Source organism: Microbacterium sp. NPDC076895 (genome assembly GCF_040687115.1).
Taxonomy (GTDB): Bacteria; Actinomycetota; Actinomycetes; order Actinomycetales; family Microbacteriaceae; genus Microbacterium.
The window spans coordinates 164,026-185,001 of sequence record NZ_JBFBMQ010000004.1 but is presented as its reverse complement, the minus strand read 5'-3'; the positions used below and the strand labels follow the sequence as shown (position 1 = coordinate 185,001).

The 20,976-nt window shown below is 65.3% G+C and carries 23 protein-coding genes; 13 read left to right on the top strand and 10 right to left on the bottom strand.

The genetic code is table 11. From position 1 onward, the window contains the following. Nucleotides 1–146 precede the first annotated feature (146 nt). Nucleotides 147–827, top strand: coding sequence for a DsbA family protein (locus AB0O89_RS05345; RefSeq protein ID WP_363494878.1), 681 nt, complete (start codon nucleotides 147–149; stop codon nucleotides 825–827). A 3-nt stretch (nucleotides 828–830) separates the two neighbouring features. Here AB0O89_RS05345 and AB0O89_RS05340 read toward each other — a convergent pair whose 3' ends face one another. Continuing rightward, nucleotides 831–989, bottom strand: coding sequence for a hypothetical protein (locus AB0O89_RS05340; protein ID WP_363494876.1), 159 nt, complete (start codon nucleotides 987–989; stop codon nucleotides 831–833). 238 nt (nucleotides 990–1,227) lie between these two features. Here AB0O89_RS05340 and AB0O89_RS05335 point away from each other — a divergent pair, with 238 nt between their 5' ends. Genes AB0O89_RS05335 through AB0O89_RS05320 form a run of 4 tightly spaced genes read left to right on the top strand, consistent with a single transcriptional unit; the run spans nucleotide 1,228 to nucleotide 3,316 of the window. Then, complete coding sequence (locus AB0O89_RS05335) at nucleotides 1,228–1,488, top strand: hypothetical protein (protein ID WP_331790948.1); 261 nt, start codon at nucleotides 1,228–1,230, stop codon at nucleotides 1,486–1,488. Nucleotides 1,489–1,510: 22 nt separating this feature from the next. Further along, nucleotides 1,511–1,825 (top strand): hypothetical protein, encoded by a 315-nt coding sequence (locus AB0O89_RS05330; protein ID WP_363494874.1) that lies wholly within the window; start codon nucleotides 1,511–1,513, stop codon nucleotides 1,823–1,825. Nucleotides 1,826–1,847: 22 nt separating this feature from the next. Beyond that, nucleotides 1,848–2,672, top strand: coding sequence for a hypothetical protein (locus AB0O89_RS05325; protein WP_300594213.1), 825 nt, complete (start codon nucleotides 1,848–1,850; stop codon nucleotides 2,670–2,672). A 17-nt stretch (nucleotides 2,673–2,689) separates the two neighbouring features. Then, entirely contained in the window at nucleotides 2,690–3,316 is a 627-nt protein-coding gene (locus AB0O89_RS05320) for a hypothetical protein (RefSeq protein ID WP_300594210.1), read from the top strand. Nucleotides 3,317–3,332: 16 nt separating this feature from the next. Here AB0O89_RS05320 and AB0O89_RS05315 read toward each other — a convergent pair whose 3' ends face one another. From AB0O89_RS05315 to AB0O89_RS05280, 8 genes are all read right to left on the bottom strand, one after another. Further along, nucleotides 3,333–4,877: an AAA family ATPase gene (locus tag AB0O89_RS05315; protein WP_331790952.1), complete on the bottom strand. Its 1,545-nt coding sequence runs from the start codon at nucleotides 4,875–4,877 to the stop codon at nucleotides 3,333–3,335. Nucleotides 4,878–4,891: 14 nt separating this feature from the next. Next, complete coding sequence (locus AB0O89_RS05310; protein WP_300591903.1) at nucleotides 4,892–5,425, bottom strand: hypothetical protein; 534 nt, start codon at nucleotides 5,423–5,425, stop codon at nucleotides 4,892–4,894. A gap of 56 nt (nucleotides 5,426–5,481) precedes the next feature. Beyond that, nucleotides 5,482–6,057 (bottom strand): hypothetical protein, encoded by a 576-nt coding sequence (locus AB0O89_RS05305; RefSeq protein WP_300591901.1) that lies wholly within the window; start codon nucleotides 6,055–6,057, stop codon nucleotides 5,482–5,484. Further along, nucleotides 6,054–7,799: a hypothetical protein gene (locus tag AB0O89_RS05300; protein ID WP_300591899.1), complete on the bottom strand. Its 1,746-nt coding sequence runs from the start codon at nucleotides 7,797–7,799 to the stop codon at nucleotides 6,054–6,056. The genes AB0O89_RS05305 and AB0O89_RS05300 overlap by 4 nt, the downstream gene beginning before the upstream one ends. Nucleotides 7,800–7,825: 26 nt before the next feature. Beyond that, nucleotides 7,826–8,290: a hypothetical protein gene (locus AB0O89_RS05295; protein ID WP_300591897.1), complete on the bottom strand. Its 465-nt coding sequence runs from the start codon at nucleotides 8,288–8,290 to the stop codon at nucleotides 7,826–7,828. 1 nt (nucleotide 8,291) lies between these two features. Next, nucleotides 8,292–8,687, bottom strand: a complete 396-nt coding sequence (locus AB0O89_RS05290) for a hypothetical protein (RefSeq protein WP_300591895.1) — start codon at nucleotides 8,685–8,687, stop codon at nucleotides 8,292–8,294. Then, the gene (locus tag AB0O89_RS05285) at nucleotides 8,680–11,562 is read right to left on the bottom strand and encodes an FtsK/SpoIIIE domain-containing protein (protein WP_363494869.1); all 2,883 of its coding nucleotides are present in this window, start codon (nucleotides 11,560–11,562) and stop codon (nucleotides 8,680–8,682) included. The genes AB0O89_RS05290 and AB0O89_RS05285 overlap by 8 nt, the downstream gene beginning before the upstream one ends. A gap of 282 nt (nucleotides 11,563–11,844) precedes the next feature. Further along, complete coding sequence (locus tag AB0O89_RS05280) at nucleotides 11,845–12,753, bottom strand: TerC family protein (protein WP_363494867.1); 909 nt, start codon at nucleotides 12,751–12,753, stop codon at nucleotides 11,845–11,847. A 210-nt stretch (nucleotides 12,754–12,963) separates the two neighbouring features. On the opposite strand from AB0O89_RS05280, the gene AB0O89_RS05275 reads away from it, so the two are divergent. The 8 genes from AB0O89_RS05275 to AB0O89_RS05240 all read left to right on the top strand — a co-directional run bounded on the left by AB0O89_RS05275 (nucleotide 12,964) and on the right by AB0O89_RS05240 (nucleotide 19,997). Then, nucleotides 12,964–13,527, top strand: a complete 564-nt coding sequence (locus tag AB0O89_RS05275) for a DUF4395 domain-containing protein (protein WP_363494865.1) — start codon at nucleotides 12,964–12,966, stop codon at nucleotides 13,525–13,527. Nucleotides 13,528–13,785: 258 nt separating this feature from the next. Continuing rightward, nucleotides 13,786–16,125 carry a phosphoribosylformylglycinamidine synthase subunit PurL gene (gene purL / locus AB0O89_RS05270; protein WP_363494863.1) on the top strand — a complete coding sequence of 780 codons (2,340 nt, stop codon included), beginning with the start codon at nucleotides 13,786–13,788 and terminating at the stop codon, nucleotides 16,123–16,125. 9 nt (nucleotides 16,126–16,134) lie between these two features. Beyond that, nucleotides 16,135–16,266 carry a hypothetical protein gene (locus AB0O89_RS05265; RefSeq protein WP_267189853.1) on the top strand — a complete coding sequence of 44 codons (132 nt, stop codon included), beginning with the start codon at nucleotides 16,135–16,137 and terminating at the stop codon, nucleotides 16,264–16,266. Between the two features lie 57 nt (nucleotides 16,267–16,323). Next, a complete protein-coding gene (locus AB0O89_RS05260; RefSeq protein WP_363494861.1) occupies nucleotides 16,324–17,229 on the top strand; it encodes a hypothetical protein in 906 nt (301 codons plus the stop codon). Nucleotides 17,230–17,345: 116 nt separating this feature from the next. After that, complete coding sequence (locus AB0O89_RS05255) at nucleotides 17,346–17,726, top strand: GntR family transcriptional regulator (protein WP_300590815.1); 381 nt, start codon at nucleotides 17,346–17,348, stop codon at nucleotides 17,724–17,726. Continuing rightward, complete coding sequence (locus AB0O89_RS05250; protein WP_363494858.1) at nucleotides 17,723–18,685, top strand: ABC transporter ATP-binding protein; 963 nt, start codon at nucleotides 17,723–17,725, stop codon at nucleotides 18,683–18,685. Before AB0O89_RS05255 ends, AB0O89_RS05250 begins: the two co-directional genes overlap by 4 nt. Continuing rightward, nucleotides 18,682–19,368: a hypothetical protein gene (locus AB0O89_RS05245; RefSeq protein WP_363494856.1), complete on the top strand. Its 687-nt coding sequence runs from the start codon at nucleotides 18,682–18,684 to the stop codon at nucleotides 19,366–19,368. Before AB0O89_RS05250 ends, AB0O89_RS05245 begins: the two co-directional genes overlap by 4 nt. A gap of 152 nt (nucleotides 19,369–19,520) precedes the next feature. Further along, nucleotides 19,521–19,997 (top strand): hypothetical protein, encoded by a 477-nt coding sequence (locus AB0O89_RS05240; RefSeq protein ID WP_363494854.1) that lies wholly within the window; start codon nucleotides 19,521–19,523, stop codon nucleotides 19,995–19,997. A 66-nt stretch (nucleotides 19,998–20,063) separates the two neighbouring features. Here AB0O89_RS05240 and AB0O89_RS05235 read toward each other — a convergent pair whose 3' ends face one another. Next, nucleotides 20,064–20,972 carry a glycine betaine ABC transporter substrate-binding protein gene (locus AB0O89_RS05235; RefSeq protein ID WP_363494956.1) on the bottom strand — a complete coding sequence of 303 codons (909 nt, stop codon included), beginning with the start codon at nucleotides 20,970–20,972 and terminating at the stop codon, nucleotides 20,064–20,066. Nucleotides 20,973–20,976: the final 4 nt, after the last annotated feature.

Here is a 20,976-nt window from a genome sequence, read left to right as displayed (position 1 = left end):
ATGGATACCGCCGCGACGACGCTATGGAGTGGTGCTGGCCGGGCGTTTGGCGGAATCCGCTATATGGTCTGACCACATTAGGGGTGAGCGTCGTGGGCTTCACTGAACGATTGGCGATGCGCCGACTCTCGGCGTAGAACGGCACCGTGTTCGGTTCGTCTCGGCGCCGCATGGTCGGATGCCTCGCCCTCATCCCCGCTGTCACGATCGTCGCCGTCGCCTGCTCGCCGGCGGCTGCCACCGCTCCCTCGCCTGCACCCCTCGACCCGACAGCAGGAATCATCGTCGGCGACGGCGCGGTCGACATCCAGCTCTGGAGCGACCCTTCCTGCCCGCACTGCATGAGCCTCGACGAGGCGATCGGTGACGACCTCGCCGCCTTCGTCGGCGATGGCACGGCGACGTGGACCCTGCATCCGATGACGTACGTGAGCGCCAAGCGCGGTGACGTCACCGACTACTCGACCCGGGCCGCGGCACTTCTCCTCGGCGTCGCAGTGGCGGGCGAGGATGACGCACTCCTGCCGCTGTACGGACTGATCCAGCAGAACCAGGTCACGGCAGATCACTCACCTAGCGACGAGGAACTCCTCGGATTCGCGGCCACGGCTGGCGCGACATCCGACCTGTCGACAGCGATCGCTGACTACGCGGGACTCGCGAGCGCCGCCAATGACGCGTGGCTCGGCAAGCCGATTCCCGGCACCGACCAGGTCGTCGACCACGTCCCGTTGCTGGTCATCGACGGCACCGTGTTCGAGATCCGCGAAGACGGCACGGATGCTGCGCGCTTCGCAACTGCGGTAGCCGACGCCGCCGCAGACTGATCCTCAGCCGAGCCCCTCCCGGCGCGGCGCAGACGCCGCATCCCCCTCGCCGACCACGGGCTTGCGCGACAGGCCGACGGAGCCGGAGGCGGCATCCTTCGACAGTGCCGCGGCGACCGCGGCCGACTCGTCGACATCCGGGTACTGAGGCCGCAGCTGCACGGCCTGGCGCTTCTTCTGCTCGCGCTTCGCCTTGCGTGACGAGTACGTGAGGTTCAGGGCCTCGACGAGGTATCTGCTCCAAACGCAGCAACTTCGCCGAGTACTCCACCCGTGCCGTCGCTCTTCTTTCCGCCGGACCCGGCGCAGACCCCCGAGTGGCTATGATTCGAGAACATCGAAACAGGGAGCGGGCCAGACCCGCCCGAACCGAACCGCATTACGGTCGCTTTGGAGAGAGATGTCTCAACTCGGAAACCTCAAGCAGCAGGTCAACGGCATCGGAACTGCGGCCAAGGCCTCAGCTGCCAACCTCAGCTCGTTCAACCAGCAGTTCTCCACGAAGATCGGCGAAGTGCAGTCACTCATCGGCGGCGCTGCGTCGGGTGCCGATCAGCAGGCGATGCAGTCCTTCCAGGCTGCCGCAAAGGCCGTGCAGCAGGCCGTCGCTGCACTCGAAGGAGCCGCGCAGGCGGCCAACAGGTGGACACAGAGCGCCTGAGCCCCAGCGTCAACTCACGACGATGTCGGACAACGGGAATGCCCTCCGCGCAGCAGCCGTCAAGGCGGAGCGGTTCGCAGATCAGGCCAAGCGCGTCACCGTGATAGCGAGGACGATGTCGACTCATCTGCGCGGAATGGCCGACGAACTCAACGCCACGATCGGGGGGGACGCGAACAACTTCTCGAACCGGGGAATCTCGTTGCTCAACGAGGTGGGCCAGCACGAAGAGTACATGGCGCGAGCGACCGAGCAGATGGCACGGATCGCGGCGTCTCTCGCTGAGAGGCTGCGCATGAGCGCGCGCCGCGAGGATGACGCGTCGGCAGCTCGCTGACCGCTGGATCTGGGGACCCGCGATGCCGTCATCCCTCGAAGAGATCGCCAGGAAGGTCGAGGCGACAGGACGAGATCACGCGCTTGAGAAGTGGGCCGCGGACGTCAGGAGAGAGGTCGACGCACTCGCGTCGCAGTTCTCAGAGCTCTCGGCCTCCATCGCCGCCGCCGGCGACCGCGGCGAGGCCGGCTCAGACCTTGCCGACATCCGTGTGGCGTTCGGTTCGATCTATGGCGACCTGCGGGCGGTCTGGGAGTCCTCGTCCGAACTGGACAGGCTGCTCCGCCAGATCGTTCATCATCTCGTCCGCACCTCGCCGTCCGCGGCACTGGCAGCTTCGAGCCAGTCCGCGACGCCGGATGATCGCCTGCGGGACCCCTCCAAGTACGATCTGGCCGAACTCTCCTTCGCCGTCGTCTTCGGCCCGGAGGCTCTCCCCGCAGCGCGTTCCACCGACCTTGCCGTGGATCTCATCAGTCCATCCGTGGGAAGCATCAACGCCGTCATAGATGCGTTCGGACCGGTTCCCGAGCTCCTGCAAGCCGTAGGCCATGCGTTCACCGCATTGGGAATACTCTCGAGCGGATGGGACCTGGCCCGCGGCCTGTACAGACGTGACTGGTACCTGGCCGCCGACGGCGCCATCACCTATGCTGTCGGCGTAGTCGGCCTCGGAATCCTGCTGGCTGGAGCTGCTGCACCCTTCATGCTGACGGCGTTCGAACTCGGCTGGGCCGGAGCGGGACTGATCGCTCACCGGTGGGGCGGGGAGAAGCCGGTCAGCCTACACCTCGCCAGTTTTGCCACGGCGTTGCTGGGACCTCGCACACATGATGACTCAGCGTGAACGGAGCTACCCGACCTATGGATGACAAGGAACTTCGCGAGTCCGCGCTCCTGCTCACCCCCGCAGAAGTGAGCGCTCTCCTCGGATTCACTCAGACCGCGGGCGCCCTCAGGACGGCGGAAGTCCTGGGTCTCACGCTCGTACCGCCCGATGTCACCGATCCCCTGAAGGGCCTGGAAACCCTGGTCGAACGGGGTCTCGTCCTCGCGGACGGTGAGTTAAGAACCGCCACCGGCCAAGCCGAGACCGTCGCGCTCGTCGTCGCGGCGGCGGAGGAGTGGGTCCGCTTCGGCTTCATCCGCGGAGAGATGATGGATGTCGCCGTCGCTGCATCCGGTCCCGCGGGGCGCGTCCTGGTGAGCGCGACACGGGGGACCCAATACCAGGTCGTTCCCCTGAACCCTCAGCGCACGCTCGCCGACTTCGCCGCCGACTCCACCGGCCGATTCCTGGACCACTACGACAACTCCACCGCCGTGGTGAATCGACTCCGCGCCGCTAGTGACTCCACCATCGCGGTCCGGCGAGCGGGCGAGAGCTGGTCTGTTTCGCATCACGTCGGCGGGGACGTCGAGAACCCAGACTTCACCACAGTAGCCGGGCGAGACGAAGCTCTGAGAGGGGTCAGTCAGCTCTGGTCGTGACCCACGATGGGGACGCTCACACCAGCACGATACGTCTTCCGGCCCCGCCGTCGAAGCTCGGAAGCACAGGAGCGGTACCTGCGGGAACCGCTCGCGAAGAGCCCCAGGCTCGGATCTCGGCGAGGTCTTCAGGGTTCGACTGGGAGAACGGAATGGTGTTCTCGAAGAACGAGAGCACCGTCTCATCGTCATACATCGCGGACTGGTGGTTGTTGAACATTGACAGAGCGATGTCGTTCACCACAGCGTCGATCTCCGCACCGCTGAATCCCTCCGTCGCATCGAGCAAGCGAGCGCACAGATCCGGGGGCAGGTCGAAACGAGCCTTTGAGGTGAAGTACAGTCGCAGGATCTCCTCCCGGTCCGAACGGTCAGGGAGGTCCACGAAGAAGATCTCGTCGAAGCGCCCCTTTCGGGTCAGCTCCGGTGGCAACGCCGAAATGTCATTCGCCGTGGCGACCATGAAGACCTTCGACGTCGACTCCTGCAGCCAGTACAAAAATTGCCCGACCAACCGGCGTGACGTTCCGCCGTCGTTCGATCCAGAAAGCGCCTTCTCGATCTCATCGATCCAGAGCACGCAGGGAGCGACCCGGTCCGCCGTCTCCAAGGCTTCCTTCAAACGTCCTTCCGATTGTCCGACGTACATCCCCAGGATCGCCGACATGTCCAAGCGGTAAAGGGGAAGCCCCCAGTCCTGGGCAATCGTCTTGGCAGACAGCGATTTCCCGCAGCCCGGGACGCCGACCAGGAGCACACCCTTGGGCGGCTTGATGGCAAGACCCGAGAAGTCCGCGCGCATCAACTCCGACTTCTTTCGCAGCCAGTTGCGGAGGTTTCGCAGGCCCCCGACTCTGTAGTCGTCGCGCAGCTTGACCCGCTCGAGGCCTGCCAGTTCCCCGAAGATCCGGTCCTTGTGCTCGCTAAGCTTGGTCAGGTCCTCCTGCGCCAGGCTGCCCCTCGCGAGCATCGTCGCTATCACGTTGGTCGCCTCCGTCTGGGTCACCCCGAGAAGGGTGGACGCAGCCTGGCGGAGTTCGTCTCGCTGCCATGAGATCTGCACCTGGGCGCGATGTGCGTCCACCATGCTCGTGATCTCGGTCAGCAACTCTTCCTCGTTGGGCAGATCAAGCTCGGCGCTCATCCCGAGTCGGCCCAACCCGCTCCAGACGGGCTTGTCACTGACGATGATCACCGTGCCAGCCTTTGTCTCCGCGAGCCGTGCGAGTTCCGCAAGGTGTCGTGAGGTCGAGGACTCGTCCATCAGATCTTCGATATCGGTGAACGCGAAGTTCACGTACTCGGTCCGTCGAAACAGTGAAGTCGCGTACTCCATGGCCGCTGCCAATGATGTGTCGTCGGAAACTTGCTGACCACTGGGGAGCTGTTTCAGCCCCTCCGTGCGGCTCTGCAGGTAGAACGGCATCGTCTTGAACTCTGCGGCGACAGACGCGATCAACGACAGACACCGGTTCAACTCAATCGAGCGAATCACCACCAGGGGAACCCGCGCGGCGAGGTAGTTGCGAACGAGCTCTCGGGTCTCGGCAAATGCAGGCATGGGGTCGTCGTTCCTTACTTCCTTGCGGAGCGTGAAAAGAGCCGCGCCCTCTTATGTGGCTCCGCCGCTTCGGTTGTCGTTGCAGAAGTGGGCCTCGGATAATCATCCAACGCCCGCACCAGAGTGTTTTCCCGGACCACTCGCAGCAACCGGTCGTTCTCAGTGCGCAGGGACCTGCCTGCAGCGACTTCGGTCGAGAGGCTCTGTTCGATCTGTCTCTGAAGGTCTGCCAGGTCCGCGCTGAAGCCTGCGTAGAGTGCATCGCGAATCGGCTCGGGGAGCCGCTCATCGTAGATGAGCTCGAAGCGCGGCCTGAGCCGCTGTCGTTGCGCCACGAGGGACCTCGCAAGCTCGTGCGTGCTTGGCGCGCGACCGATGGCGGCGCTGAGTTCGCTGCTCCACTTCCTCATGAAACTCTCCAGCGCGTCGTTGATCGCTCGCTGCACATCCCCCCAGGTCTGGCGGTCGAACGTTGAGACGTCAAGCGGCGGAAGATCTTGCGTCGCCAGAACGGACGGGTTGTCTGGCCACAGCCGGAGCGCCGACATCCAGGCTTCATAGGGTCCGGCACCTGGCCTGACCGAATCCGGTCGCTGGCCGAAGATCATCGCGATCGGGAATCGCCGGCACGGGTCACCAGCTGTTCACCCGGGGGGACGGGCGACCAGGAGGGCAACCCACCCGCGATCCGTCGATCGCGCCCGATGGATGCCGAGGTCGTGGCGGCCCGCGGCGCCAGGAGGTCTCGACGAATCACGGTAAGAGGTGAGTCGGCACTTTCCTCCAGAGGGCGCGGAACCATGTTCACCGGAGAGGGCCGTCGAATGAAGGTGGGCGCGGAAGCGTCATAGATCGGCTGCGAAGGCGTGACCGGTGTGACCACCGGCGCCAAGTCATAGCCCCCAGGCAGGGGCGGGTCAGAGGGCGCCGACCCGACGTCGTACCCAGACGCAGCCGGCTCCGCCTCGGACGGGCTTGCGGAAGGCGTGGCGTTGAACTCCTCAAAGGCCCGGGTCACTATTGCGTGCTGGGCGTGGAGTTCCACGAGCTTCTGGTCCGCCGCCGCGTGTGCGGCTTGGTCTCCAGCGGCAGCCTGGCCGAGCAGGCTGTTGTACTCCGCCTCCAGCTGCCCATAGCGGTCGAGCGCTCGCTGGTACTGCTCCGCTGATGCCCCGGTCATTTGTCTGCCCCTGCCTCGTTGGCGTTGAACGCAACACCGATCTGCCACATTCTCAGCAGCCCAATGAGCTCCGTCTCGCGCTGATCGAATTCCGCATAGTCCTGGCTGGCGTCGTAGAACTCCTTCATCGTCAAGCGGTATAGCTCGACCGAGTCCGCAATGGCTCGCTCCCGATTTCGTTCCAGCTCGGCGATGTCCTTCTCGGCACGCTTCTTCGCGATCATCCACAGCCCTCCGGCCAGACCGCCCACGAGCACCAACAAGATCAGCGCCAGCACCCACAGATGAAGGAGGAGCATGACGATGAACAGGAAAAGCCCCGCTGCCCCGGCGAGCACGTATTTCGCCGGCTTGACCCTCCTTGCATCGATGTACTTCTCGAACGTCTCCTCCCAGTGTCGGCGGAGGGAGGAAACCGAGTCTGCATCCGAAACATCCGAGCGGGTCTCCCAGCCAGGAAAGCCGTACGTACTCGCCCACGGAGTGTGGTCCGCACCCAGCACCACCCGCACCCAGGTCGGTACTTTGCTCCGGTAGTTCGCGACGAACTGGCTGATGCCCGATTCGATCTCGCCCCGGGTCGCACCGACTGCCAGTTGCTGCGTTCGAGGACTCACGGCAAGCAGCTCCGGCTCCATGGCGACGAACGTCTGCAGGCTCAACGCATCGATCGTGGTTGCGAGAGCCTCATCCATGACCTCCGCCTGGACCAGAGCTCGGTCGAGATCGCCGTCTTGCTCGATGATCGCCTCCTGCATGGCGATGTCGCGCCGAAGCGGGAGTTCCTCCTCGTCGTAGTTCGTGACGAGCTGCTCGAGAAGCTCATCCAACTGATCGATAGTGCCGCCCTGTGCGGCGAAGACGCCCTCGTGGATCTTGCGGAAGTGATCGATGAGCACGGGAAGGGATGACGATGCCTCGATCAGCTCTTTGAGAAGCGGCCATTCGGGGCAGAAGCTCCGCAGATTCGGGTACTCGTCATCGTGCAAGAACAGGCCCGAGACTTCGGCGTACGAGCGCCAGTCCTGTACCTGCTTATCCACGAGCTCAGGGTCCTGCCGGAGCTGCTCCATCCATGAGGCCAGTTGATCACCCGCGAACTGCGCTCCAGCGGGACCAAACGCACCCTGCGCGAGCGACTCGAAGATCACCGCAAAGTGCCGTCCGAGTCCGCGCGGATCCTGTCCCCGAAGGTAGTGCTTCAGCCACCGAACAGCGAGCTCTTCCCGGCCTTGCCTCCGCAATACCAGGGCGAAGAACATGGAGGTCTTGCGAGGGTCTCTCCGGAATGCCTCCTCGACGGAGATCTTCGCTATCTCTTCGTTGTCCTTCGACCACGCGGCAAGTGCCACGAGCGCCGGAGCAAGCCAGTAGCGGGGGGTCTGAATCATCAGTTCCTCGCTGACCTGGGTGACGGTGTGGTTGCTCACGTTTCCCACGTCGAAGGCCTGAAGGATTCCGATCGACGCGCGCCGCACCGCCTGGTAATGACCGTACTCGCGCTCGAGGTCGTCCTTCAGACCGCTGAGCTTGGTCTCTGCGCGCTGAACGATTGCGGTACGTCGGGCTTCATTGACATAGTCCTCGAACGCAGCGCGAAGGATCTCAAGCTTCTGATCGGTCCTGACCAGATCAGACCTGAGTCCGCCGACCTCGACCTGGATCGTGTGGGTGACCTGGTTTTCCAACTGCTGCAGTTGTCGAAAGACCGGACTGAGATCGATCGAGATTTCACCAGCCATGAGGCCTCCTTGAACGTATGGGTGAACTATGCGGCGGGAATGCCATCGGGGCGGACAGGGATGATCTGGCCATCCGCGTAGACCTCTATGTACGCGTAGGCGTCAGTCACGGCGAGAGAACGCGCGGGTTCGAATCCAGAGGGGACCGGCTCCGCGTGAGTGAAGTGACGGATGATCGATCCGTCGAGAGTCATCAGGTGATCCGCGTACGGATGCCCGAGATAGCAGTGGCCGAACAGACCCAGCAGCGCGCCGCCTCCGCGCGATTCGAACTCTCCGTTGAGCCACTCGGCGATCTCCCTCGCCGCCAGTTCGTTCGGTGCCGAGTCGAGGATCTTCATCGACGCGACGATGTCGGCACTCCGCATCGATCTGCGAGCGATCAGCTGAGCATCCGTAGCAATACTCCGCGCGGGAAGGGTCGTGTCGCCCTGACGGCCCCGCCCGCCTCGTTCGATGAACTCCTGGCCTCGGTTCCTGAAAAAGGCCATCTCAGTAGCCTCCCTCGGGCAGCCCGCGGCGCCGCCGTTCAGCGATCGCCCGGGCCGTCTCGCGAGCAATCCACTGGACCGCCTGTTGTGCGGTCTCCGCGTCACTCCTGATCTGGGCCAACGACTCATCGAGCTGGCTCGGGTTCATCATCGATACTTCCTGCGACAGAGCCGGGCGCACTCGCGCGTCTTGCACCAGGTGCCTCACCAAGGTGTCGGTTTCCCCGATTGCACGCTCGCGCATCGCCCACTCGTGCTGCGCTCGCTGAAGACTCGACTGCGCCACTCGCACGGCTTCATCTCTATACGCAGACGCCTGACTGTGACGCTCCTCCTGAACTCGGGGAGCGTTGGCGAGGAGCTCGACCATCTCCACGTAGTTCTGATAGTCACTCATCACGCTCAACCATTCCTCTCTCGAGTTCCGCCGCCCACGGCTCGAAGGGGATGACGACCTTCAACTGGGAGTCGGCGTTCCTGTCGATCACACCGATCCTCGGCTCTCCGTCGACCCGGGCCCTGACGTCTCCCGTGAGGTCGCGCAAGTCGTCGAGGCCGAGCCGGACCGTGATGAACGCGCCGATTCCCTTCAAGCCATAGTCGAAGACGTCCTTCGCAACACTCACGCTGGGCCACTGTGTGACCAGGTGGACCCCGCTGAGCGCGCCTTCCCGAGCGGTTCTGACGAGGACATCGCGCGCAGAAGGGCTTGCGGGTGACGCCGCGAACGCCGCACCGAAGTCTGGGAGCACGAACTCGGACACAGGATCCGCGTTCGTCTCACCGGAGGTGGCCTCCGGGACGAGATCCAGGTCGGGGATTCGGGAGGCGCCCAGCACCACAAGGAGGATCGAACCGCGGCTCTCCCGGACCCGCCCGCCGATCTCGTCTCGCAGGTACCCTGCCGCGTGACGTGCCGGAATGTGCCGCACTCGCGCACCCGGGCGCTTATCCAGGGACGGCAACCATGCGGGCACGGAGTCGGACCCTCCGGATACGATCACGATCTCATCGTCGGGACCTAGCTGGCGGGCAGCGGAATGCAGAATTCCGGAGATGAGCCCCGGGACGATCGGCTCGTGCTCATCGTCTTGGCCGACGATGGCCACCGACTGATCGCGCTCGTTGCGCACGACGAGTTCTTCGACCTTCCGAGAAACGGCGATCGGACGGCCAACCCACAGGCGAAGCGGGTCACGCGCGTTCGCCCTCAGACTGAGCTCATCCAGCGCGAGGCGATCCCAGTCGGCCAATCGCTTGCCGAAGAAGACTATCGGTGGCGCACCGTGGCCGCGCTTCCACAACCGCTGCTGCACTCCAGCGAAGCGCGGCTTGTCCACGTAAGCCGCGATACCGCGCTGGTTCGCTCGCTCATAGCCGAGCTCCTTGTTCCAGATGAACTCGCCGCGATGCCTCAGTTCCGACGCAGCGAAATTGCGGCTACTAAGGATCTCCTCAGATCCCTGAGGAGAGTTCTTCAGCGACAGCCTCAAGGGGAACTGTCCGAAGATCGCATCCCCCTTACTGCGAAGGGCGACGACCCCAGAGGTCGTCTGCGACGCAAGGATCATGTGAACACCGGCAGAGCGGCCCTGCCGTGAGAATCGGTCGAACAGCCCGACCGCTGCATCCGTGAGCGCATCGACGCCAGTGAACATCTCATGGAACTCGTCGATGACCATCACCATTCGCGGTAGCACGCGGCCCGTCTTCCTGCGGTATGTGAGGATGTCAGCGACGCCCGCGTCCTTGAACAGTCGGGAGCGTCGTTCCAGTTCGGCGTCGACATATCTGAGCACTGCGAGACCGAACTCTTGGTTCGATTCGAGCCCCAGCACGCTCACGTGGGGCAGCCAATTCTCCCCGGCTCGATCCGGGCCGAACGTACTGAACTCGACCCCCTGTTTGAAGTCGAGCAGAATGAGTTCGAGTTCCTCGGGCGAGTACCGGGCGGCAAGGGAGTACACGATGCCCAGGATCAGATTCGACTTGCCCGACCCCGACGCCCCGCCGATGAGCAGGTTCGGGTGAGCGGGATTCTCGGTTCGCAACGAGATCCTCAACTCGTTGCGACCCTGGCGCCCGATCGTCGCCTCGACAGCCTCCAGGGATGACTCGCGCCAAAGGTCCGCGAGATCTTCCGAGATCAACTCCTCCAGTGGAATCGTCGGGCCGGTGTTGCCTGAGACCAGTTCCCTGAGCCTTTCGAGCGACCGTGAAACCGCCTGGGCCGTCGGCGGCCGATCGAGCGTAGCCTGGGCACGGTCAGTGAAGTCGGAGGCAGTCACAGCGCCTCCATCGACTGTGACTGCCTGTAGCCGCTCACGAAGTCTTAGAGGTTCGACTCCCCGCTGCGACGGCGCCTGCGCGTCCTCCTGGACGAGGACGACAACGCCAGCGCTGGGCCGCATCTCCGAGAGTCGAAGTAGCACATCGTGGAGCCGCTCGCTGACCCCATACGGATAGCTGAGCACCACGACAACGCTCAGCACCCCCTCAGGCATCTGCTCGTTCCTCCACAATTCCGTCAAGGACCGCGCCCCCGCCGCAATCACTCCCTCGGCGTTGCTGGCTACCCGCGACTCGATGAGACTGTCGAGTCGGCGAAGGAAGGCATCGCCGTCGGCGGCAGGAGAGGGAAATGCTGCCGGGTTGATTTCGCGAAGCGGCGCGAGCGGGGCCATTCGCGCCGTCGAACGAGGGTCGAAGACCTCGATCGCGAGATTCTGCGTCGGCGACTGCAGCGCCAGCCTCAGGACGGCGTCGAAGACGAGGTCCAATCCCTCTGCGGGATCGCCCGACACGTACCACCCTCGCGCCGGCTGCAGCGCGGTCAGCGCCGGAACCTCGCCACGGGAAACATGGGCTGTTCCGATTCGGACATAGTCCGCCGGTCCCGCTGCAACGGGAGCGGAGAGGATGCCATCGCTTTCCCATGACTCCCCCGCTAGGCCCGGAGCCAGCATCCGGACAACGTCATGGATGCGGGCAACGGCCGACGCAGCCGCCTGGGCGATATCCATGTCGGCGTCCGAAACGGCTTGGCGATGCACGGCGTCAGCTCGTCCGCGCGCGCGGTCGTAGTCCTCCTGCTCCGCACGCAGAGCCTGGTCTCGGGCCATTGAAAAGGCCGCTGCAACCGTACTCATCTGCGCCGAGAGCCTCACGGCATCAGCCGCTAACTGCGCCGAGTTGTTCGCGATCCGTCGTTCCAGCGATTCCAGATCAAACGCCTCAGTCGGGCGGTTGACGGATTCCGCGCCGGTCGGCACGCCCCCCCCACAGCGGACGCTTCCAGGGCGGGACTGATTCGTCGTTCGCCCGCAGCCGTGGAATCACTGCAGGAGAACGCTCGGCCGCCTCAGGCGCTGCTCCAGCGGGAATACCATTGATAAGCACCCGCCGGGGCGTCCCCGACGATCCTGCGGACATCTTCTCACCCCCGACCTTGTGAGTGATTCACACCGTACTGTCAGGTTTGGAGGGGTGTCAAAGCAGTTTGGCTCCTATTGGCCGGGCGTTCGCTGTCTGTCCTGCAGCCCGCAGACTGATCCTCAGCCGAGCCCCTCCCGGCGCGGCGCAGACGCCGCATCCCCCTCGCCGACCACGGGCTTGCGCGACAGGCCGACGGAGCCGGAGGCGGCATCCTTCGACAGTGCCGCGGCGACCGCGGCCGACTCGTCGACATCCGGGTACTGAGGCCGCAGCTGCACGGCCTGGCGCTTCTTCTGCTCGCGCTTCGCCTTGCGTGACGAGTACGTGAGGTTCAGGGCCTCGACGAAGATCGCGAAGGCCATCGGGCCGTAGATGAAGGCCTTGTCGATCTTGATGTGGAAGCCCTCGGCGATCAAGAAGACGCCGATCAGCAGCAGGAACGACAGCGCCAGCATCTTCACGGTCGGGTGCGCGTTGACGAACGCGAAGATGAACCGCGACGCGAAGAGCATGATGCCGAACGAGAGCACCACGACGGTGATGATGATGACCATGTTCGAGGTCATGCCGACCGCCGTGATGACGGAGTCGAGCGAGAAGACGATGTCGAGCAAGAGGATCTGCGCGATGACCGATCCGAAGCTCACACCCTTGCGGCCGCCCGCGCCCTCGCCGTGTTCCTCTTCGGCGCCCTCGAGCTTGTGGTGGATCTCGGTGACTGCCTTGTATACCAGGAAGAGCCCACCCGCGATGAGGATGAAGTCCTTCCACGAGAACGAGATGCCCCACAGCGTCACGACGGGTTCCGTGAGGGTGATGATCCACCCCGCCGCGAAGACGAGGCCGACGCGGATCAGCATCGCGAGCGTCAGTCCAAGGTTGCGCGCTCGCGCCTGCTGCTCCTTGGGGAGCTTGGAGGCGAGGATCGAGATGAAGATGACGTTGTCGACGCCCAGCACGATCTCCAGCACGAACAGCGTGACGAAGACCGCGATCAGGTCGGGCGTGAAAGCGAAGGAAAAGTCCACGCAGCCAGCGTAGGGCCTGGATTCGGTCGCGCTGTTGCGCTGGTTCGCGCCGCGCCAACCCGCATCATGGCGCGACCGAAGAATCTGGCGCTCAGTTCAGTCGCGCCGATGTGTGGGTATGGGGGCGGGCGACCCACAATACGGCGCGACTGAACCGGGTCCGAAGCACACCGATCGGACCCATATACCCCCTAGGGTATAGTTTGCGTCATGCCACCGTCCCCTGCCGACCGCGTCGACCGGCCCGTCATCGGCGAGTGGGTTGACGGCATCGACATCCCCGTCATCAACGAGCGTGCCGTGCGCGCCTCGGCCGGCATCCTGTTCCTCCTGGGCTTCGGCGCCTGGCTCTATGGCGTGATCACCGGCGACCTGCAGTACATGCGCGGGTTCGGCATCCTGTTCGCCGCCGAGATGTTCCTGCGCCTGTTCGTCGGAACCCGCTTCACGCCCACCCTTCTGATCGGCACCCTCATCACGCGTCCGCAGCGACCCGAGTGGGTGGATGCCGCCCCCAAGCAGTTCGCCTGGGGGCTCGGATTCTCGATGGCCCTTCTCGGGTGTCTGTCGCTCGGATGGCTCGGGCTGCCGGCGGCGATCGCGCAGACGATCTGCGCCGGATGCCTGCTCCTGCTGTTTGCAGAGTCGGCCTTCGGCATCTGCGTGGGCTGCGAGCTGGCCCGCCGCTTCGCGCGCACTAAGCCGCAACTGTGCGCCGGCGACACGTGCACCTACACTCCTCCAGCCCGCGGCGAGCGCCATTCGGTCGAGTGAGGAGCGGCGTGCCAACACAGAACGGGTCTGACGCGCGAGTCGCAACAGCGCACGGATTGCACGACACCCCGCCGGGGGTATACGTCGCCCGGCGAGTCGGGCACGATCTGCGCCGTTGCGACGAGACCGCGCCGGCACGTCGAGCGCCCGAGGACGAGCACGAACCGACACGGATGCCGAAAGCGGCCGCCGCGTAGACTGGAGCGGCCCGCACGCTGGCGCCGGTCTCGGCATCCTCGACCACTGGAGTCCCACCCCGTGAGCACCCCGATCACTCCCGCCCGAGCAGCCGCCGACACCGTCGAGAACGCCGCAGCCACGCCCGAGCGCGAGCAGCCGTACGGCGCGCTCGGCCTGAAGGATGACGAGTACGCGCAGATCCGCGAGATTCTCGGCCGCCGACCCACGAGCGGTGAGCTGGCCATGTACTCCGTCATGTGGAGCGAGCACTGCTCCTACAAGTCCAGCAAGATCTATCTGCGCCGGTTCGGGCAGAAGGTCTCGGATGAGATGCGCGAGCGCCTCATGGTCGGCATGGGACAGAACGCCGGCGTCGTCGACATCGGCGAGGGCTGGGCCGTGACGTTCAAGGTCGAGTCGCACAACCACCCGAGCTACATCGAGCCGTTCCAGGGCGCCGCGACCGGCGTCGGCGGCATCGTCCGCGACATCATCTCGATGGGCGCACGCCCCGTCGCCGTCATGGACCAGCTGCGCTTCGGAGCGATTGACAACCCCGACACCGCCCGCGTCGTGCACGGCGTCGTCTCCGGTATCTCGTTCTACGGCAACTGCCTGGGCCTTCCGAACATCGGCGGCGAGACGGTGTTCGACTCCGTCTATCAGGGCAACCCGCTCGTCAACGCCCTCGCCGTGGGCGTGCTGCGCCACGAAGACCTCAAGCTCGCCAACGCCTCGGGTGCGGGCAACAAGGTCGTGCTCTTCGGTGCCCGAACCGGCGGCGACGGCATCGGCGGAGCATCCATCCTCGCCTCCGACACCTTCGCCGACGGCGGCCCGACCAAGCGCCCAGCCGTGCAGGTTGGCGACCCGTTCGCCGAGAAGGTGCTCATCGAGTGCTGCCTCGAGCTCTACAAGGCGAACCTCGTCGAAGCGATCCAGGACCTCGGCGCCGCCGGCATCTCGTGTGCCACGAGCGAGCTGGCCGCCAACGGCGGCAGCGGCATGCGCGTCGACCTCGAGCAGGTGCTGCTGCGTGACCCGAGCCTGACTCCCGAAGAGATCCTGATGAGCGAGTCGCAGGAACGGATGATGGCGATCGTCGCCCCCGAGAAGCTCGACGCGTTCCTCGAGGTCGTCGGCCGCTGGGAGGTCGAGACGAGCGTGCTCGGTGAGGTCACCGGAGACGGCCGCCTGCAGATCTTCTGGCACGGCGAGCAGATCGTGAATGTCGACCCCTCCACCGTCGCGGTGGATGGCCCCGTGTATGAACGGCCCGTCGCCTACCCGACCTGGATCGACGCCCTCCGCGACGACTCGGCGAGCGCGCTGCAGCGACCGAGCGAGCCCGACGAGCTGCGGGAGCAGTTCCTGGCGCTGGTCGCGAGCCCCAACCTCGCCGACACCTCCTGGATCACCAACCAGTACGACTACTACGTGCTCGGCAACACCGCACTCTCGTTCCCCGACGATGCCGGCATGGTGCGCGTGGACGAGGAGTCGGGCCTCGGCTTCTCGATCGCGACCGACTGCAACGGCCGCTACTGCCAGCTCGACCCGTACCAGGGCGCACAGCTGGCCCTCGCCGAGGCGTATCGCAACGTCGCCGTCACGGGAGCCAAGCCCGTCGCGGTCACCGACTGCCTCAACTTCGGCAGCCCCGAGAACCCCGAGGTCATGTGGCAGTTCGGTCAGGCCGTCGATGGCCTCGCCGACGGATGCCTCGAGCTCGGCATCCCCGTCACCGGCGGCAATGTCTCGTTCTACAACCAGACCGGCGACCAGCCGATTTTCCCGACTCCCGTGGTGGGTGTGCTCGGCATCATCGACGACGTCGCGCGTCGCATCCCGTCGGGCTGGCAGGATGCCGGCGAGAACATCTACCTGCTCGGCGTGACAGCCAACGAGCTCAGCGGCTCGGCGTGGGCGCAGACCGTGCACGACCACCTCGGCGGTCGGCCGCCGGCCGTCGACCTTGCCGCCGAGCGGCGCCTGGCCGACCTCCTCCACGCCGGAGCGCTGCAGGGTCTCATCTCCAGCGCGCACGACCTCTCCAGCGGCGGCCTCGCGCAGGCTCTCGCCGAGTGCGTCATGCGCTTCGGCGTCGGCGCCCGCGTGTGGCTGAACGAGATCATCGAACGCGACGGCGTGGATGCGGCATCCGCCCTCTTCTCCGAGTCCACCGGTCGCGTCCTGGTGTCCGTCCCCCGCGAGGATGACGTGAAGTTCCGCGGCCTGTGCGAGGGGCGTGGCTACCCCGTGCTGCGGATCGGCGTGACCGATGCCCCCGGCGATGGCGCAGACCCGAGCCTCGAAGTACAGGGACTCTTCACGGTGTCGGCATCCGATCTGCGCGCAGCGTCGAGGGCCACGCTTCCCGCCGCGTTCGGGCCGACGATCACCGAGCCTGCCCTCTAGACTGATCGCATGTCCGACGACGACACCAACGTCTACAGCGAGACCCGACAGCGACGTATCAAGATCGTCGCGTGGGTCGTGATCGTTTCGCTGATTCTCGTGGGCGGTGGCGCCACCGTCCTCGCCCTGCTGTTCGGCTGAGCCCTCTTCGGGCTTTCCCCCGTGCCCGGCGGGGGATAGCGCGATTAGCATGATGGCGTGGAACCGCTGTTCCAGTTCGTCGGCAGCTACTGGTGGCTCGTCTTCCCCCTGATGGGTGTCATGGGGATGATCGGCAGCGCCTGGGAGCGCGGCGCGCGGCGCCGGCATAAGCGGCGGCTCGAGATCCTGCAGGCCAAGGGCGAGATTCGCGCTGCCCAGGCCGCTGCACGCGGCCGCCCTCTGATCGGCGTCACGCTTCCCGGCGCCAAAGCACCGAAGGATCCTCTCGCACAGCGTGTCGAAGAGGCCGTCGCCGCCGGAATGGGCACGGCACCACGAACCGCGACCGCATCGAGCTCGGCATCCGTCACGCCGCTTCAGAAGCTGCTGGCAGAGCACGATGCGGTGACCAAGCGCTGGCTCGAGTACGAACTGGATGTCGCCAAGATCATCGCCTATCCCGCCATGAGCGATGGCCGACAGCCGCTCACGGCGGCGTTTCTCCGCGCCAAGAAGGTTGCCGACCGACTCCGCCCCGACTCCGAGACCGCGAAGCTCTCGAAGGAACAGTTCGCCGAGTACCGCACCGCCGTGACCGACTACGAGGTCGCGTTCGATCTGGCCGAACGCGAGGCTCGCCGCATCCGTGACTCGTCCTTCACCGCCGATGAGCGCAAGCGCCTGAGCACTGCGCAGCAACTGCTGAGCGTCGCGATCGATCAGGCTGCCACCCCCGCCGAGCGCCAGCTCGCGTACCGACGAGTACGCGAAGAGCTCGACGGCCTGCTCGCTCTCTCGGATGACGCGATCACGATCCTCGAAGAACGTGTGGCTCTCGAGCTTCCCGCGTCATCCCCGGCCACAACCCCCGTGGCGGAACCGCCCGCTTCGGCATCCGAGCGGGCGGCCGGCCCCGCATCTCCGGGCATTTGGCCCGTCCCCTCCCGCACCCCGCGCTCCTGAAACCAGCTCCAGACGAGCAGGCCCGGCGCCAAGCCGACGGATGCTGCGCTTGACGCATCCTGCGTTCTATGGTTACCTACTTGAGTAACTAACCGAAGAACACCACGGAGGCGCGGATGATCGAAGAAGGCAAGGCCCTCTTCCTGCAGATCGCGGAGAGCGTCGAGGACTCGATCGTTGACGGGAGCCTGGCCGAAGAGGCGCAGGCGCCCTCAACAAACGAACTCGCCGCCTTCTACCGGATCAACCCCGCCACGGCAGCGAAAGGAGTGACGATGCTCGTCGACAAGGGCGTGCTCTACAAGCGACGGGGCATCGGCATGTTCGTCGCCCCGGGTGCTCGCGAAAGCCTGCTCGCCGAACGGCGTGCGGCGTTCCGCGACCGCTACCTGACCCCCCTCTTGGCCGAAGCCCGCAAGCTCGGGCTCGGCTCCGAAGACCTCGCGCAGCTGCTCCGTGAGCACGCGCAGAACACTACAACGGAAGGCGACCAATGACTATCAACGATGTCGCACCCTCCGCGGGTGCCGGTGAGACGGTGATCGAGGTGAAGAACCTCACCAAGCGCTACCGCGATACTGTCGCGGTCGACGATGTGAGCTTCTCGATCCAGAAGGACACGATCTACGGTCTCCTCGGGCGCAACGGCGCGGGCAAGACCACCGTGATGTCGATCCTCACGGCTCAGAACTTCGCGACGTCGGGTGACGTGCGCGTGTTCGGCGAGCACCCCTACGAGAACGCTCGGGTGCTGCGCCGCATGTGCTTCGTCCGCGAGAGCCAGCGCTATCCCGATGACGCGAAGCCGATCCACGCGTTCGCGACGGCGAAGCTCTTCTTCCCCAACTGGAACCAGGAGCTCGCCGATCGCCTGATCGCCGACTTCCGCCTCCCTGTGCGCACCCGCATCAAGAAGCTCTCGCGCGGCCAGCTCTCGGCCGTCGGCGTGATCATCGGTCTGGCCTCGCGGGCCGAAGTGACCTTCTTTGACGAACCGTACCTGGGCCTGGACGCCGTCGCGCGTCAGATCTTCTACGACCGGCTCCTCGAGGACTACACCGAGCATCCCCGCACCGTCATCCTCTCGAGCCACCTCATCGATGAAGTCTCGAACCTCATCGAGCGGGTGCTCGTCATCGACCGGGGGCAGATCATCATGGATGCAGCCACCGACGACGTTCGCGATCAAGCCACCGCGATCGTGGGCGATGCCGCTGCCGTCGATGCCTTCGTCGCGGGACGCGAAGTGCTTCACCGCGAGAGCCTCGGACGGGTGGCATCCGTCACGATCGCGGGCGCACTGTCCGCAGATGAGCGCGCCCGCCTGACGGCTGCTGGTCTCGACATCGGTCCGGTGTCGCTGCAGCAGTTGATCGTCCGCACGACACAGCACGCCGACGAGACGGATGCTGCGGCATCCGATACCCGCACCACCACGAAGGGAGGCCGGCGATGAACCGCATCGGAAATGTCGTTCGCATGCAGCTGGTCAACAGACAGACATTCATCTGGGTGCCGCTTCTCGTCCTGGGCGGCACGCTCGCGGTCACGCTCATGATCTGGGCGATGCTGCCTCCTGCGGCGGTGAAGTACGGTGGCGGTGCGCAGGCGCCGATGTGGTACTTCTTTGCCGTCGGCATCATGGGGATGACCCAGACCTTCCCGTTCTCGCAGGCGATGAGCGTCACGCGACGCGAGTTCTTCTTCGGATCGCTGCTGACCGCATCCCTGACCTCGGCGATCCTCACGGTGATCTTCGTCATCGGCGGGTTCATCGAGCAGGCGACCAACGGCTGGGGTGTCAACGGGTACTTCTTCTACCTCGACTGGATCTGGAGCTCGGGACCGGTCGTGGCAGCAGCGCTCATCCTGTTCATGACGATGACCTTCTTCGTCACCGGCTTCGCGATCGCCACGATCTACAAGCGGTTCGGTCCCACCGCCCTCACGATCATCCTGGTCGGTCTGGGCCTGCTGCTGGTGGGTGCGATGTGGCTCATCGGACGCCTCAACGCGTGGGGACAGGTCTTCGGTTGGATCGTCACGCAGGGACCCGAGGGACTTGCGATTGGTCTGGTGATCACCCTGGTCGTCCTGTCGGGGATCGCCTACGGACTTCTCCGCCGCGCCATTCCGTGACGGGTGCTGCAACGAAACGGAACGGGGCTCCCGGCCACATGGCCGGGGGCCCCGTTCAACGCCTCGTAGGCAATCTTTACTCATCGACACCGTCGCGCCGGACTCCTACAGTCGCCACGACGACCGCATCCCGCGATGAGCCAAGGAGATCCATGCCCGCGTTCCGTTCCCCCGCCGCCGCCCTCGCCACTGCCGTCCTTGCTGCGCTACTGCTCGCCGGCTGCGCGACCGGCGGCACAGACGCCGGGGCGGCAGAGGGCCCCGTCGCCACGGCCGACGCCGCAGCAACCGATACGTCGGGTTCTGATGAGGCAGTCGACGAGACCGACGCCGAGCCCCAAGGTGAGCGTCCCGAGGGACTGGACCCGAGCCTCCCGGTTCCGCCCGGCACGCTCATGAGCGCCACCCCGGAGGCGAGCGCCTGGGAGTACATCTACTCGGGAGTTACGAGCGACGAGGCGCGCGCCTTCGCAGACTCTCTGAAAGACATGGGCTTTGAGCAGATGGTCAGCGTCGACTCCGACGGCGTCGAGCAGTGGTACCTGCAGAGCGCCAGCTGGGCGATCAAACTCGAAGAGACGCACGCCGACGAAAGCCTGCTCTACTGGGTGGACCCGATCTCCGAATAGTCGAGCAACACAACGCAAGCGGGCTCCCCACCACCAGGTAGGGAGCCCGCTTTTGGCACCAGAGCGTCAGGAGGTCAGGGAGTCGACCCAGTCCTGATTCTCGGAGATCCACTGCTGCACGACGGGCAGGTAGTCATCCCCGTCGTACTCGTTGAACATGGCGTTCTCGAGCGAGTAGAGCGTCGCGCTGTCCATCGTGAAGTTCGAGATCCACTGGTGAACGTCCGGGAAGTCCGTCGCGAAGGTCGTCGAGGCAACCGAGTGGATGCTCTCAGCACCGCCGAGCAGGCCGTCGGGGTCTTCGAGGTCCTTGATCGGGAAGGCGTCGTAGGCCCAGTGCGGACGCCACAGCGTCACGACGATGTTCTCATCGGCGTCGGTCGCCGCGCGCAGCTCGGTGAGCATGGCGGGGGTCGAGGACTCGACGAGGTTCATGCCCTCCAGGCCGTAGCCGGGAACGACGTCGTCGGCAGTGATGCGCATGAGACCGGAACCGGGCTCGATACCGATGATCTCGTTGTTGAACGCGTCGGCGTTGGCGGCGAGGTCGCTGAGCGAGTCGATCGGAGCGTCCTCGTTCACCGCGATGGTGAGCTTGGCCTCGTCGCTCCATGCGCCGAGGTCCTCGAGCGAGTCGCCGTACTGGTCCATGTAGTCGGCGTGGGTGACGGGCAGCCAGGTGTCGAGCACGACATCGAAGTCGCCCTGCGAAACACCCTGGTATACGGGCGCCACATCGGCGTACGTGAGGTTGACGTCGTAGCCCTGCTCCTCGAGCACGGCCTGCCACAGGTAGGACGCGGCAATGCCCTCGTCCCATCCGTTGAAGACGGCGATCTCGATCGGGCGATCAGCGCCCGATGCCGTCGCGTCGCCTGAGGCCGCCGGCTCGCTCGAGCCCGCGCATCCGGCCAGCGCCAGTGTCGCCGCGCCAACGAGTGCTGCGCCGGCGATCAGGTTTTTTCTCTTGGTCATCATG

Coding starts and splice junctions, on each gene's coding strand:
- AB0O89_RS05325 (WP_300594213.1), top strand. CDS start 1,848: ATGCCGTCATCCCTCGAAGAGATCGCCAGGAAGGTCGAGGCGACAGGA.
- AB0O89_RS05320 (WP_300594210.1), top strand. CDS start 2,690: ATGGATGACAAGGAACTTCGCGAGTCCGCGCTCCTGCTCACCCCCGCA.
- AB0O89_RS05265 (WP_267189853.1), top strand. CDS start 16,135: ATGTCCGACGACGACACCAACGTCTACAGCGAGACCCGACAGCGACGT.
- AB0O89_RS05315 (WP_331790952.1), bottom strand. CDS start 4,877: ATGCCTGCATTTGCCGAGACCCGAGAGCTCGTTCGCAACTACCTCGCC.
- AB0O89_RS05300 (WP_300591899.1), bottom strand. CDS start 7,799: ATGGCTGGTGAAATCTCGATCGATCTCAGTCCGGTCTTTCGACAACTG.
- AB0O89_RS05310 (WP_300591903.1), bottom strand. CDS start 5,425: ATGTCGGCGCTCCGGCTGTGGCCAGACAACCCGTCCGTTCTGGCGACG.
- AB0O89_RS05250 (WP_363494858.1), top strand. CDS start 17,723: ATGACTATCAACGATGTCGCACCCTCCGCGGGTGCCGGTGAGACGGTG.
- AB0O89_RS05295 (WP_300591897.1), bottom strand. CDS start 8,290: ATGGCCTTTTTCAGGAACCGAGGCCAGGAGTTCATCGAACGAGGCGGG.
- AB0O89_RS05245 (WP_363494856.1), top strand. CDS start 18,682: ATGAACCGCATCGGAAATGTCGTTCGCATGCAGCTGGTCAACAGACAG.
- AB0O89_RS05235 (WP_363494956.1), bottom strand. CDS start 20,972: ATGACCAAGAGAAAAAACCTGATCGCCGGCGCAGCACTCGTTGGCGCG.
- AB0O89_RS05240 (WP_363494854.1), top strand. CDS start 19,521: ATGCCCGCGTTCCGTTCCCCCGCCGCCGCCCTCGCCACTGCCGTCCTT.
- AB0O89_RS05290 (WP_300591895.1), bottom strand. CDS start 8,687: ATGAGTGACTATCAGAACTACGTGGAGATGGTCGAGCTCCTCGCCAAC.
- AB0O89_RS05330 (WP_363494874.1), top strand. CDS start 1,511: ATGTCGGACAACGGGAATGCCCTCCGCGCAGCAGCCGTCAAGGCGGAG.
- AB0O89_RS05255 (WP_300590815.1), top strand. CDS start 17,346: ATGATCGAAGAAGGCAAGGCCCTCTTCCTGCAGATCGCGGAGAGCGTC.
- AB0O89_RS05335 (WP_331790948.1), top strand. CDS start 1,228: ATGTCTCAACTCGGAAACCTCAAGCAGCAGGTCAACGGCATCGGAACT.
- AB0O89_RS05305 (WP_300591901.1), bottom strand. CDS start 6,057: ATGACCGGGGCATCAGCGGAGCAGTACCAGCGAGCGCTCGACCGCTAT.
- AB0O89_RS05275 (WP_363494865.1), top strand. CDS start 12,964: ATGCCACCGTCCCCTGCCGACCGCGTCGACCGGCCCGTCATCGGCGAG.